The sequence below is a fragment of the Kribbella sp. NPDC056345 genome, from assembly GCF_042262745.1.
GTDB lineage: Bacteria > Actinomycetota > Actinomycetes > Propionibacteriales > Kribbellaceae > Kribbella.
Genome location: NZ_JBHJQQ010000003.1, coordinates 41569 through 53924, shown reverse-complemented (window position 1 = coordinate 53924; position 12356 = coordinate 41569). Strand labels below are relative to the sequence as shown.

Genomic DNA, 12356 nt, shown 5'->3' with positions numbered 1-12356 from the left:
AAGTCGTGTACATCGTTGAGGGGACCCTAGTTCGTCACCGACCGTCCTGGAAGAACCTCAGCCCGTGAGCTTTCGAGGAGCCGGTGTGGCCTTGAGCAACAGGTCGGCGATCAGGGCGTGCCCGGCCGCGTTCGGGTGGTCGCCGTCGGGGGCCAGCAGGCCGGTGATGTCGGGTGCGGTCTCGAACGGCGTGAACACGTCGACGTACGTCGCGTGGGCAGCCTGAGCGGCACTCGCGATCACCTGGTTGGTGGCTTGGGTCAGGGCCTGGGTCGCGTTCTGTCCCTGGAGCGGGTAGGACTCGCGGGCGACCTGGCCGTCCTTGAAGACATTCCAGTAGCCCGTCACCAGGATCTCGGGAGTCCGGTGGGTGTCGAGTTCGATGATGCGGTCGAGGATTCGGCGCAGATTGCGCGTCAGCCCGGCCATTTCCGCGCTGACGCACTCCGTGGTGCAGCGTCCGGCGGTGACGTCGTCCTCGTGCCCGGCGAAGTCGTTGGCGCCGATCGTGAGCAGGACGTAGTCGGCGTCGGTGGCGGCCCGGGCCATCTGCGAGCTGGAGCGGTCGAGCTCCTCGAGGAGACCTTCGGAGTCGAGCCCGCCGACCCCGAAGTTGTGGACGGTCACGCCCGTGCCGGTGCGCTGCGCCAGCAGGTCGCCGTACTCGGCGGGGAAGGCGTCGCAGTAGCAGTGGTAGCCGGACGTGACCGAGTCACCGAGCGCGAGCACGCTCAGGTTGCCGGTGGGTACGTCGAGAGTGGCAGGCCGTGCGTCCGCCGCGACGGTCAGCGTGACCAACGCGAACGTGACGGCGAGGATGAGGAGTCTGCGCGTCACGCCGACCTGTGGTGGGGTGGGTTGAGCTGGCCGACCAGCCAGGGGAAGGACCGGGCGAACGCCGGACCGGCGAACTGCCAGACGTGCGAGCCGGGGGAGACCTGGACCGTCGACGGGATACCGACCTTGGCTGCGGCCCGGGACAGCTGGTGGGCCTCGCGCTGGTGGGTCTTCTCGGCTGTGCTGGTCAGGAACATGCCGCTGACGCCGGTGTACTTGCCGTGGGCATGCATCACCTTCAGCGGCTCATTGGCCTGTTCCGACGCCACCGAGCCACCGTACAACTGGATCAAAGTGTCGTGGTCGTCGCCGCTGTTCGGCTCCAGGTCGCCGGAGATGTCGACGAAGTGGGTGAAGGTGCCGGGGTGCTCGACGACCAGGTCGATCGCGCAGGTCCCGCCCATCGAGAACCCGGCGACCGCCCATTGGGCCGGATTCCGGGAGGCTCCGAACGTCTTCTCGACGTACTGCGGAATGTCGCGGGCCAGGTGCGTCGCGGCGTTCCCGCGCGGGCCGTCGACGCACTCGGTGTCGTTGTCGAACGAGGCCGTCGCATCCACGAACACCAGTATGGGCGCATAGCCGTGGTGTTGGTGGGCATATGCGTTGGCCGTGTCGACCGCGTTCCCGAGCCGCACCCAGTCCGCGGGCGCGCCGCGCTCACCGCCGATCACCTCCACCACGGGCAACGCCGGATGGTGCTTCGCGCTGCGGAACCAGACCGGCGGCAGGTAGACCAGCTCCGGGCGGTGCGTGAACCCGCTGTACGTCGCCGGGATGTCGACCGACACGAGTTTGCCGGCCCGCGGGAGGCTCCGCCCACCCGAGTCCTGGGCGAGCCCGGTCATCGACACCTGCCCGGGCAGCGGCGCGTTGGTCCAGTCGCTCACCGCGGAGTCGATCGTCGGGTAGTACCCGACGAACTGGTTGACCTGGTTCGCACACACGAGGGCCGCGACCGCCATCGCCAGTACGGCGGTTCCGCGCCGCAGCCAGCCTGCAGACTTCCAGCCGGCGACCAGTACGACGAGCGCAGCCAGACCGACCCCGAACCACACCCACACGCCCAGCGGCAGCGGATCCGTGATCCCGACCAACTGCGCTCCCGGGTACGACGCCAGCAGGGCCCCGACGACCGACAACACTGCGATGAGCGGAACCAGCCGCCACCGCCAGCGCCGATCGCGCCACCCGACCGCGATCAGCAACAATCCGCCCGCCAGCACCTCCAGCGCGGCCGGAAACCAACCCCCGAGCAGCGAAATCTCTGCCAGTCCCATCGCAGCCTCCCGTTCAACGGTCCACCCGGGTGACGCCGAGCCCGTCCCGCTGGTTGGCACGAGCGGTGTCTCGCCCGTCACACCGCTACCGTCAGGGCATGCCCGCAGAGTTGCTCGACCACCTCGTCCTCGGCACCGCCGATCTCCTCGGCACCGTACGGCGGTTCGCCGACGCGACCGGAGTCGATCCGGTGGAAGGTGGCCGGCACGAGCGGTGGGGTACCCGGAACTTCCTGGTCGGCCTGGGCGGTACGGCGTACCTGGAATTGCTCGGGCCGGACGTGGACGCGACCCGGGAACCGGCGTTCGACTTCGGCGCGGAGCGGTTCCTCACCTGGGCAATCCACCCGGCCGACATCGACGCCGTACTCGCGACCGCACGAGCGGCCGGAACTGACCTCGGAACGATCGGACCGCTGTCCCGCAAGACCCCGAACGGCGAGCTACTCAGCTGGCGAGTCAGCACACCCCCGGAGTACCTGTACGACGGCCTGGTCCCGTTCCTGATCGATTGGGGCACGACGCCGCACCCGACCACGACCTTGCCGACCGTCGACCTGGTGAGCCTGCACGCGACCCACCCACAGGCCGACGAGCTGCGAGCAGTCCTCCAACTGCTGTCGACGAGCCTCGACCTCAGCACCGGACCCGCCGCGCTGACCGCGACCTTCCGCGGCCCGCGCGGCGAGTACACCGTCAGTTAGTTCGGCCAGCTTGTCGGTGCGCGGCCGAGGCGGATTCGTTGGGGGTGGTCGCCGACCGGGACGGAGACCTGCTTCTGGCCGGTGGCGAAGCTGATCGCGGTGATCTGGTCGGTGCCGCTCTCGGAGATCACGCAGCTTTGACCGTCGGCGCTGATCGTTGCCCAGTACGGTTTGCTCGCCGTGACCAGCGGGCCGTGCGTCAGCGTGCTGCGGTCGACCACGGTCGCGTAGTCGTCCATGGTGCCGGCGACACAGAGCTTGGTGCCGGCCGGGTTCATCGCGAGGCCGTGGTGACGGGAGTCGTTCACCCAGGTGGTGCGGTCCTCGTTCGTGTTCGGGTTCTTCGGCAGTTCGACCTGGCGGGTGATGGCGTCGGAGGCGACGTCGTACTCGAGGAGGCCGTTGAAGAACGACACCTGGAAGTAGAGCTTCGACTCGTTCGGGGTGAACGCGACCGGCCGGACCGCGTCGGACAGGTCGCTGCGGCCGAAGGCGTCGAGCCACGGGCGCATGTCGATCACCTTGACCACCTGGTACGTCGTCGCGTCGGCGACCGTGATCCTGCGGTCGCCCTTGGTCCAGTCCCAGCCGGGGCTGTCCAGATCGGTGAAGACTTCACCGATCGCGGAGTTCCAGATCTTGCCGTCCGCGGTGAACACGTTCTCGTGCGGTTTGTCGCCGGTCGGGAACGAGCCCAGTTGCACGCCGGTCGCGGCGTCCAGGACGTGCACGGTGTTCGACGTCGAGGCGGAGACCGCGACCCGCCGGCCGTCCGGTGACAGCGCCATGTGGTCGGCGCGGAAGCCGGACACGGGGAACCGCCACTTCACCTGCCCGGTCGCGATGTCGATCGACACGACGTCGGCGAAACTCGGCCGGGACGCGACGATCGCCGTACCGTCGGGGCTGCTGTAGAGGTCGTCGACCAGCTGGTCGTGGCCTTCACCGGGTCCGTTGCGGATACCGAGGAAGAAGCCGAGCTTGATCGGGTTCAGGTAGATCTCGGCGAGCCGCTCGGCCTTGTCCGGCACCATGTTGACCCGGCCGATCTTGGCGAAGGTCCCGGACGGCTGCAGGACGTCCGCCGTCCCTTCCCAGTTGTTCCCAACGAACATCACCGGGCGCAAGGCCGCGGTGTCCGCGGCGGCAGCAGTGGTCAGACTGCCGGCAGCCAGACCGGCCAGGGCCAGCGCGATCACCGGCCGGCGCCGGAACGGGGCCCGCGGCCGGGCATGGCGAGCAGAACGGATCCTGAGCATGGGGCGACTCCCAGGGGCGGTGGGGACGGTAGGTGAGCAGGAGATTACCGTGAGGTATCTTCACTTTCCAGTGTGAGATGCCCGTGAGACGTTCCTGAAGTGCCGACCCGCTGGGCTGGACCCATGAGAAGAGCGCTGATGGTGGTACTCGGCATGGTCTTGACGACGGTGGGCCTCACCGCACCGGCGCACGCGGACGCACCGCCGCACCAGGAGGTGTACTGGCAGTACTTCGAGCCCAACGGCCAGAAGTATCAGACCGTCCGCGTCGACTGCCCGGCCGGAATGATCGCTACCACCGCCGGGGCGGACGGCGAAGGTTACCCGTCAGTGTCCGGCAGCCGGTCGGTGGACCACGGGCGCGGGTGGGAACTGATCCTCTCGCAGATCTGGCCGAACCGGTTCTCAGTACAGGTCGTGTGCTGGAGTGGGCTGAGCAACCTCACCACCCTGACCACATGGGCCGACGTGAAGGCCGGCGCAGTCGGTGCGACGTACAACGTCTGCCCAGGCGGTGCCCAGCGGTTCCTTGGCGGTGGTGCCTACACGACGGATCCGGCGATGACCCCGAAGAACTTCGTGTCGTATTCCAACTCTGGCTGGCAGGCCAGCTTCCGCAACACGACTGCGGCCACCCAGCGGATCTTTGTCCAGGTGCTCTGTGCGGACGGTCTGACCGGTCTCCGATGGCAGTCCACCCGCGGCGAGCACATAACCGACGACAGCATCGCGATCCTGAGATGCCCGGACGGAACGGAGGTCGTCAGCGCGGGCGCGCTGGGCCCGCAGGTAGATTTCGTGTATACGCACGGACGGGATGAGCGCGGTTCGTCGTACTCGGTGATCGGCGCCGAGATGGAGGGTGACGACACGTTCTTCCAGGCTCGGGTCCTGTGTGCGTTCTGAGTTTCAGTTGGACGGGAAGATCAGCTGGGCTGCGTCGCGGTGGCTGACTTGACAGGTGATGTCGGCTGCGGTTTGGACTGTGCATGTGAGCAGGCCCGCCGAGGCCGCGGCGATGAAGGTGCTGTCCGATAGCCAGTGCCCGAACATTCGGGGTTGCGGGCCGGTGATGCGGAGGCGTTGCCCGGTCGCGTCGTACAGGTGTGGTGCATTGCCGTTCGGCGCGACGGACAGGTAGGAACCGTTGGGGGAGATGCGTACGGCGGCCTGCCAGGCCGAGTCCTTGAACGCCTCGAGGTGGTAGGGGGTCCCCGGGGAGGCGCCGCCGCTGCGCAGGAAGAGTGACCTGTCTGCGCTCTCCAGGAAGCCAGGGGACAGGTACACGTAGCGATCGGCGGCGGCGGCGACCGACTGGACGGGGACGCCGGACAACCGGATCACGGTGCTCTTCGAGGTGTGCAGGTCGACTCGGAGGACGCCGTTGGTCGCGTCGAAGTATGCGTAGCGATCGTCGAGGCCGACGAGTGAGCGCCGCGTTGTGGGCGTCAGCGGCTCGGAGTCTCCGCTGGGTTGCGGCGTGCTGTGCACGATCTGGTTCGTGCGGAGGTTGATGACGACGGTGCGGGTTCCGCCCGGGACCTCCTCGGTCCAGCCGGCGAAGTCGCCGGCGGCGAACAGCTCCGTGCCTGGCTCGACTGCGGCGACTGTGCGGCTGCTCCGGCCGTCGGTGAGGTGCAAGGTCGGGCTGTTGAGTCCGAGGTAGAGGAAGCCGAGGTTGGTGCGCGCCAAGCGGTCGAGGTCCTTCAGGCCGGTGTCGATCGTCGTGTCGCCGAAGTGGATGACACCGCCGACCGCGTACGTCGGACGTCGTTCCTCGAACGGCAGACCGGCGACCGGTGCCTGGTCACCGGTGGCGCGGACGGCGACCAGGCCTGCGGCAACCACGGCTGCGGCGAGGAACGCCGTACCGATTGCTGCGCCGAGGCGGCGCCGGCGGATCCGGCGGTCACCGGTTGCCATCAGGGCGTCGAGGTCGAGCGGCGGCGGCTCGGATGCCGCGGCCTGGGCGGTGAGGGTGTCCTTGAGTAGATCGGTCACGGCCGGGCTCCTGTCAGGTCCAGGGGAAAGACGTCGTCGCCGAGGCGGTCGCGGAGTTTGCGGAGCGCGACCGAGACCTGGCTCTTCACGGTGCCGATCGAGCAGCCGAGGACCTCGGCGGTCTGGGCCTCGGTCAGGTCCTCGTAGTAACGCAGGACGAGGGCGGCGCGTTGCCGGGGCGGCAGCTGGAGGAGCTCGTGCCACAGCCACAGCCGGGTACCGGTGTCGTCCGAGGGGCTGACTCCGTCGGGTACGTCGTCGTGCGGCCGCTCGTGGTACGACTTGCGGCGCCACCAGTCGATCGCGGTGTTGGTGATCACCTTGCGGGTGTAGGCCTCGGCGGCCAGAGGGTCGCGCAGCCGGCGCCAGGCGATGTACGTCTTGAGCAGGGCTTCCTGGACCAGGTCGTCGGCCAGGCCGCGGTCACCGGCGAGCAGGTACGCGTACCGGTACAGGGCCCCGTGCCGCCCGCGGGCGAACTCGGCGAACTCCTCGCCCATCGGGGCTCCTCTTCTCCTCGGTGGCTTCGTTGTCGCTCACCCAGACGTGTTCACCCTCCCAAAGGGTTGGATCAGGGTGGAAGCAGTCGCTGCGCGTCGCTGGAGAGTTACCGAGTGTCGCAGACCAGTTGTGAACTGGTCCCGTTCGACAATGTCGAACGGCGGGCGTTGTGGTGGCCGCCGATGGCTCCTAGATTCCAGCCAGCCGTGGTCGTCACGGTGGTCTTTGTCAGAGGAAGGGAGGCCAGCCGGTATGGCTACGACCGAAGCGGTCAAAGCGAAAACCCTTCTGGGGGAGTGTTCTGCCGAGCTCGCGGGCACGTTCATCCTGATCCTGTTCGGCTGCGGTGTGGTGGCGCAGGTGGTGGCCGGCGGGATCGGTGACCACGACTCGATCGCATGGGCGTGGGGACTCGGTGTGACACTGGGTATCTACGTGGCGGGCCGGATGACCGGTGCGCACCTGAACCCGGCGGTGACGATCGCCCTGGCGACGTTCCGCGGGTTCAGCTGGAAGAAGGTGCTGCCGTACTCGGTGGCACAGTTCCTCGGAGCGTTCCTGGCGGCGCTGGTAGTTCGGTGGAACTACACCGAGGCACTCAACAAGGTCGACCCGGGCCTGACCATCAAGACGCAGGGCGTGTTCTCGACGCTCCCGGGCAACGGCAGCATGGATCTCGGCGTCGACATGTGGGGCGGCTTCCGCGACCAGATCATCGGTACGGCGATCCTGATGTTCGTGATCCTGGCGATCACCGACCTGCGCAACACGGCCCCCGCGGCCAACCTCGCACCGTTCGTCGTGGGCCTCCTGGTGGTGGCCATCGGGATGGCGTGGGGTACGAACGCCGGCTACGCGATCAACCCGGCCCGTGACTTCGGCCCGCGGTTGGCGTCGTTCTTCACCGGGTACGGGGGAGCGTTCAAGGATCAGTTCGGGGACGTCTATTTCTGGGTGCCGATCGTGGCACCGATCATCGGCGCCCTGGTCGGCGCGTTCCTCTACGACCTGCTGGTCGGGCGCAACCTGCCGATCGCGGACGAGGACGAAGAGCCGGGCCGCATTCCTGACGAGAAGACCGTATGACCCACGTGCGTGAGGAAGGGACTTTTCATGGCTGACTTCGTCGGTGCCGTCGATCAGGGCACCACGAGCACCCGCTTCATGATCTTCGACCACTCCGGTAACGAGGTGGGCAAGCACCAGCTGGAGCACGAGCAGATCCTGCCGCAGGCCGGCTGGGTCGAGCACAACCCGACCGAGATCTGGGAGCGGACCAGCTCGGTCATCCAGACCGCGCTGAACGCCAACGGTCTGCATGCCAGCGACCTGGCGGCGCTCGGCATCACCAACCAGCGCGAGACGGCCGTGGTCTGGAACCGCAAGACCGGCCGCCCGTACTACAACGCGATCGTCTGGCAGGACACCCGGACCGACCGGATCGCCTCCGCTCTCGAGCGCGACGGCAAGGGTGACGTGATCCGGCAGAAGGCCGGGCTGCCGCCGGCGACGTACTTCTCGGCCGGCAAGGTGCAGTGGATCCTGGAGAACGTCGACGGTGTCCGCGCCGCCGCCGAGGCCGGGGACGCCGTCTTCGGCAACACCGACACCTGGCTGCTGTGGAACCTCACCGGCGGTGTCAACGGTGGCGTGCACATCACCGATGTCACCAACGCCAGCCGGACCATGCTGATGAACCTCGAGACCCTCGACTGGGACGACGAGCTGATCAGCTTCTTCAACATCCCGCGGCAGATGCTGCCCGAGATCCGGCCGTCGTCGGACCCGAACAAGTACGGCGAGACCCTGGCGAACGGCCCGCTCGGTGGCGTGGTCGCGTTGACGGGTGACCTCGGTGACCAGCAGGCCGCGACCGTCGGCCAGGTCTGCTTCAACCCGGGCGAGGCCAAGAACACCTACGGCACCGGTAACTTCATGCTGCTGAACACCGGCACCGAGCTGGTCCGGTCGAAGGCCGGTCTGCTCAGCACGATGTGCTACAAGTTCGGCGACGAGGCACCGGTGTACGCGCTGGAGGGTTCCATCGCGGTGACCGGGTCGGCGGTGCAGTGGCTGCGTGACCAGCTCGGCATCATCTCCGGTGCGAGCGAGACCGAGACGCTGGCCCGGCAGGTCGCCGACAACGGCGGCGTGTACTTCGTCCCGGCCTTCTCCGGCCTGTTCGCGCCGTACTGGCGATCCGATGCCCGCGGCGCGATCGTCGGGCTGTCGCGGTTCAACACCAACGCTCACCTGGCGCGCGCAACACTGGAAGCGATCTGCTACCAGAGCAAGGACGTGGCGGACGCGATGGAGAAGGACTCCGGTGTGCGGCTGGACGTGCTGAAGGTCGACGGCGGTGTCACGGCCAACGAACTGTGTATGCAGATGCAGGCCGACATCCTCGGCGTACCGGTGAGCAAGCCGGTCGTCGCGGAGACCACGGCCCTGGGTGCGGCCTATGCGGCCGGCCTGGCGGTCGGGTTCTGGAAGAACAAGGAAGAGCTCGTCCAGAACTGGAACGAGGACAAGCGGTGGGAACCGCAGTGGGACGACGAGCAGCGCGCGAAGGGGTACGCCGGCTGGCAGAAGGCCGTGTCGCGCACGCTCGACTGGGTTGACGTCGACTAACAGGCAGTACTGGTAACTCGGAAGCAGAAGGAGCAGCACAGTGGCGGTAGTAGCTCTGTCACCGCAAGCAAGGGCCGACGCGATCGACGCGATGGCCGACGGACGAGAGCTGGACGTCCTGGTGGTCGGTGGCGGGGTGGTCGGCACCGGCGCGGCACTCGATGCCGCGACCCGGGGCCTGACCACCGGACTGCTGGAGGCACGCGACTTCGCGAGTGGCACCTCCAGCCGCTCCAGCAAGCTGATCCACGGCGGTCTGCGCTACCTGGAGATGCTCGACTTCCGACTGGTGCACGAGGCGTTGCAGGAGCGCGGCCTGCTCCTGCAACGCCTGGCACCGCACCTGGTCAAGCCGGTGCCGTTCCTCTACCCGCTCCAGCACCGCTGGTGGGAGCGGTTCTACGCCGGCGCCGGCGTCGCCCTGTACGACGGCATGGCGGTCAGCTCCGGTCTCGGAGCCGGACTGCCGATCCACAAACACCTGACCCGGCGCGGCGCGATGCGACTCGTGCCGTCGCTGAAGAAGTCGGCCCTGGTCGGTGCACTCATGTACTACGACGCCCAGGTCGACGACGCCCGGCACACGATGGAGCTCGCGCGGACGGCGGCGTCGTACGGCGCTCAGGTCGCGAACCGGGTCAAGGTCACCGGTTTCCTGCGCCAAGGTGAGCGAGTCACCGGTGTGCAGGCGAAGGACCTGGAGAGCGGTCGTGAGTTCGAGGTCCGCGCCAAGCAGGTCGTGAACGCGACGGGTGTCTGGACCGACGACACCCAAGCGATGGTGGGGGAGCGCGGGCAGTACCACGTGCGCGCCTCGAAGGGCATCCACCTGGTCGTGCCGAAGGACCGCATCCAGTCCAGCACCGGCATGATCCTGCGCACCGAGAAGTCGGTGCTGTTCATCATCCCGTGGGGCCGACACTGGCTGATCGGCACCACGGACACGGACTGGAATCTGGACAAGGCGCACCCGGCCGCGACCAGCAAGGACATCGAGTACCTGCTCGACCACGTGAACGCCGTACTGAACACGCCGCTCACCCGCGAGGACGTCGAGGGCGTGTACGCCGGACTGCGGCCGCTGCTGGCCGGGGAGTCGGAGAGCACGTCGAAGCTGTCCCGCGAACACGTGGTCGCACACGCGGCTCCCGGCCTGGTGGTTGTTGCCGGTGGCAAGTACACGACGTACCGGGTGATGGCCAAGGACGCGATCGACGCGGCCGCCGCTGCTCTGGACGGGCGAGTGCCGAAGTCGGTCACCAAGACCACACCGCTGGTCGGCGCCGACGGCTACCAGGCGCTGTGGAACCAGCGGCACCTGATCGCGCAACGCTCCGGCCTGCACGTCGCCCGGATCGAGCACCTGCTCAACCGGTACGGCGCTCTGATCGACGAGGTGCTCGCGCTCGTCGAGGAGAACCCGTCGCTCGGCGAGCAGCTCCCCGGCACGCAGGACTACCTGCAGGCCGAGATCGTCTACGGAGCGAAGGCCGAAGGCGCCCGCCACCTGGACGACGTACTGGCCCGCCGGACCCGGATCTCGATCGAGGCCTGGGACCGAGGCGTCGGCGCAGCCGAGGCCGCGGCCCGCCTGATGGCGCCGATCCTCGGTTGGGACGAGAAGGCGATCGAGCGCGAGGTCTCGTTCTACGTGCAGCGGGTCGAGTCCGAGCGCGCGTCACAGGACCAGCCCGACGACGAGTCCGCCGACAAGGTCCGCCTCGAGGCACCCGACATCGTCTCGCCGGCCTAGGTCTTCGGTCACAGTCTGGCGACAGGTGGGTCGCGGGCGGCCGTCACATCTCGAGGGCGTGAACAGGAACTGGTGGGCCTCAACAAGGCATTACCTGTCTACGCCCGCCGCGCGGTGTCCACACCCACCCTGACCCCCACGACGTTGAGGGACGCTCGACTTTTTTCACGAGTTAGAGTAAGCGTCATGGAGCTGACTGAGCGGCTGGAGCGGGCTGAAGGCGAGATGATGTGGGCGCTCACGCAGACCCCGCCCGGGGTGGTGGAGGCGCTCGGTATCAGCGGGCACCGGATCGGCAAGGGCATCGTCGTGGTGGTGAGCAACGACTCGATCGACTACTGGTCGAGAGCCTCCGGATTCGGCTTCGACCGGCCGATCGACAGTGCTCTGATCGGCGAGATCCTGGAGGTCGCCCGCGCCGCCGGCGGCCGGGTGCTGAACTTCCACCTCGCCCCCGAGGTCCTCCCGGCTGATTGGGCCGAGATCTGTGCCGAGTACGGGATCGTTGCCGGGGGCACCTGGGTCAAGGCGGTCCGCGAAGCCGGCCCGGTCGCCCCGGTCCAGACCGACCTGCGGATCGGCGTCATCGACCCCGAAGAGGCTGCCGTGTGGGCCGCCACCCAGATCGAGATCTTCGAGATGCCGGCCGACCAGACCGACCTGCTGGCCGCATTCGCCGGCGTCCCGGGCTGCACGGCGTACGGGGCCTGGGACGGCGACAAACTGGTCGCGACCGGCGCGCTGGTCGTCACCGGTGAGATCGGCGAGTGCGTCAGCGGTACGACGTTGCCGGCCTACCGCGGCCGTGGAGCGCAGTCGGCGATCCTGGCCCGCCGGGCCGAAGATGCCTTCGCGGCCGGCTGCCGCTGGGTCACCTCCGAGACCGGCAAGCCCGGACCGGGCGAGCACAACTCGTCACTGGCCAACATGGAGCGCGTCGGCTTCAAGGTCGCCTACGACCGCCCCATCTACCGCTGGAAGGCTCAGCCCACCGTCACGGTGTAGTGCGCGCCGTCGTCGGTGAACTCGTAGGTCCCGGCGCCGCCGATCCGCTTCGCACCCAGGTTGTCGTCGTCGTCCGGGAAATCGCCTTCCATCACCGTCAGCACCTTGCCCTGCTCGATCGGGATATCGGAAATATCCTTGTCGTCGCCGTTGGTGAACTGAACCTCATTCATGATCACGGTGCCGTCGACGGTCAGATAAATGTCGTCGGCGCCGGTGTTGTCCTCCTGCTGGTGACACTTGATCCGGGTGATCTTGAGCGCCTGCGTCCCGTCCGCCGACGCCTGCGCGATCACCGGCGCGAGCCCCATCGACGAAACCCCGAGCGTGGCGACCGCCAGAACCCTCACTATCGAAGACATTTCGTTTCCTCCCGAGTCGGTTG

Annotated in this window: 12 protein-coding genes; 6 read left to right on the top strand and 6 right to left on the bottom strand. The window is 67.9% G+C overall.

The features are described 5' to 3' along the window. Positions 1–57: 57 nt before the first annotated feature. On the bottom strand, positions 58–837 hold the full coding sequence (locus ACFCV3_RS11305) for an SGNH/GDSL hydrolase family protein (RefSeq protein ID WP_376028868.1): 780 nt from the start codon (positions 835–837) through the stop codon (positions 58–60). After that, positions 834–2117: an alpha/beta hydrolase gene (locus ACFCV3_RS11300; RefSeq protein WP_376028865.1), complete on the bottom strand. Its 1284-nt coding sequence runs from the start codon at positions 2115–2117 to the stop codon at positions 834–836. The genes ACFCV3_RS11305 and ACFCV3_RS11300 overlap by 4 nt, the downstream gene beginning before the upstream one ends. A gap of 98 nt (positions 2118–2215) precedes the next feature. Between ACFCV3_RS11300 and ACFCV3_RS11295 the strand changes: the two genes are divergently transcribed. Beyond that, positions 2216–2821 (top strand): VOC family protein, encoded by a 606-nt coding sequence (locus ACFCV3_RS11295; RefSeq protein WP_376028863.1) that lies wholly within the window; start codon positions 2216–2218, stop codon positions 2819–2821. On the opposite strand, the gene ACFCV3_RS11290 is transcribed toward ACFCV3_RS11295, so the two are convergent. Then, positions 2818–4080: a YncE family protein gene (locus ACFCV3_RS11290; RefSeq protein WP_376028860.1), complete on the bottom strand. Its 1263-nt coding sequence runs from the start codon at positions 4078–4080 to the stop codon at positions 2818–2820. The two genes, ACFCV3_RS11295 and ACFCV3_RS11290, sit on opposite strands and share 4 nt — an antisense overlap. Positions 4081–4203: 123 nt before the next feature. Here ACFCV3_RS11290 and ACFCV3_RS11285 point away from each other — a divergent pair, with 123 nt between their 5' ends. Beyond that, a complete protein-coding gene (locus ACFCV3_RS11285; protein WP_376028857.1) occupies positions 4204–4986 on the top strand; it encodes a hypothetical protein in 783 nt (260 codons plus the stop codon). Between the two features lie 3 nt (positions 4987–4989). On the opposite strand, the gene ACFCV3_RS11280 is transcribed toward ACFCV3_RS11285, so the two are convergent. After that, the gene (locus ACFCV3_RS11280; RefSeq protein ID WP_376028854.1) at positions 4990–6081 is read right to left on the bottom strand and encodes a hypothetical protein; all 1092 of its coding nucleotides are present in this window, start codon (positions 6079–6081) and stop codon (positions 4990–4992) included. Next, complete coding sequence (locus ACFCV3_RS11275; RefSeq protein ID WP_376028852.1) at positions 6078–6581, bottom strand: SigE family RNA polymerase sigma factor; 504 nt, start codon at positions 6579–6581, stop codon at positions 6078–6080. Before ACFCV3_RS11275 ends, ACFCV3_RS11280 begins: the two co-directional genes overlap by 4 nt. A gap of 253 nt (positions 6582–6834) precedes the next feature. Here ACFCV3_RS11275 and ACFCV3_RS11270 point away from each other — a divergent pair, with 253 nt between their 5' ends. The 4 genes from ACFCV3_RS11270 to ACFCV3_RS11255 all read left to right on the top strand — a co-directional run bounded on the left by ACFCV3_RS11270 (position 6835) and on the right by ACFCV3_RS11255 (position 11971). Next, entirely contained in the window at positions 6835–7668 is an 834-nt protein-coding gene (locus tag ACFCV3_RS11270; RefSeq protein ID WP_376028850.1) for an MIP/aquaporin family protein, read from the top strand. A gap of 27 nt (positions 7669–7695) precedes the next feature. Continuing rightward, positions 7696–9213, top strand: coding sequence for a glycerol kinase GlpK (glpK, locus tag ACFCV3_RS11265; protein WP_376028847.1), 1518 nt, complete (start codon positions 7696–7698; stop codon positions 9211–9213). Between the two features lie 40 nt (positions 9214–9253). Further along, positions 9254–10966, top strand: a complete 1713-nt coding sequence (locus ACFCV3_RS11260) for a glycerol-3-phosphate dehydrogenase/oxidase (protein ID WP_376028845.1) — start codon at positions 9254–9256, stop codon at positions 10964–10966. Between the two features lie 186 nt (positions 10967–11152). Then, complete coding sequence (locus ACFCV3_RS11255; protein WP_376028843.1) at positions 11153–11971, top strand: GNAT family N-acetyltransferase; 819 nt, start codon at positions 11153–11155, stop codon at positions 11969–11971. Here the strand turns inward: ACFCV3_RS11255 and ACFCV3_RS11250 are convergent. Continuing rightward, a complete protein-coding gene (locus ACFCV3_RS11250; protein WP_376028840.1) occupies positions 11950–12333 on the bottom strand; it encodes a hypothetical protein in 384 nt (127 codons plus the stop codon). The genes ACFCV3_RS11255 and ACFCV3_RS11250 overlap by 22 nt on opposite strands. Positions 12334–12356 lie beyond the last annotated feature (23 nt).

Bases quoted from the DNA above. Each gene is read 5' to 3' on its own strand.
- ACFCV3_RS11295 (WP_376028863.1), top strand. From the start codon at position 2,216: ATGCCCGCAGAGTTGCTCGACCACCTCGTCCTCGGCACCGCCGATCTC.
- ACFCV3_RS11255 (WP_376028843.1), top strand. From the start codon at position 11,153: ATGGAGCTGACTGAGCGGCTGGAGCGGGCTGAAGGCGAGATGATGTGG.
- ACFCV3_RS11275 (WP_376028852.1), bottom strand. From the start codon at position 6,581: ATGGGCGAGGAGTTCGCCGAGTTCGCCCGCGGGCGGCACGGGGCCCTG.
- ACFCV3_RS11285 (WP_376028857.1), top strand. From the start codon at position 4,204: ATGAGAAGAGCGCTGATGGTGGTACTCGGCATGGTCTTGACGACGGTG.
- glpK (WP_376028847.1), top strand. From the start codon at position 7,696: ATGGCTGACTTCGTCGGTGCCGTCGATCAGGGCACCACGAGCACCCGC.
- ACFCV3_RS11290 (WP_376028860.1), bottom strand. From the start codon at position 4,080: ATGCTCAGGATCCGTTCTGCTCGCCATGCCCGGCCGCGGGCCCCGTTC.
- ACFCV3_RS11300 (WP_376028865.1), bottom strand. From the start codon at position 2,117: ATGGGACTGGCAGAGATTTCGCTGCTCGGGGGTTGGTTTCCGGCCGCG.
- ACFCV3_RS11270 (WP_376028850.1), top strand. From the start codon at position 6,835: ATGGCTACGACCGAAGCGGTCAAAGCGAAAACCCTTCTGGGGGAGTGT.
- ACFCV3_RS11250 (WP_376028840.1), bottom strand. From the start codon at position 12,333: ATGTCTTCGATAGTGAGGGTTCTGGCGGTCGCCACGCTCGGGGTTTCG.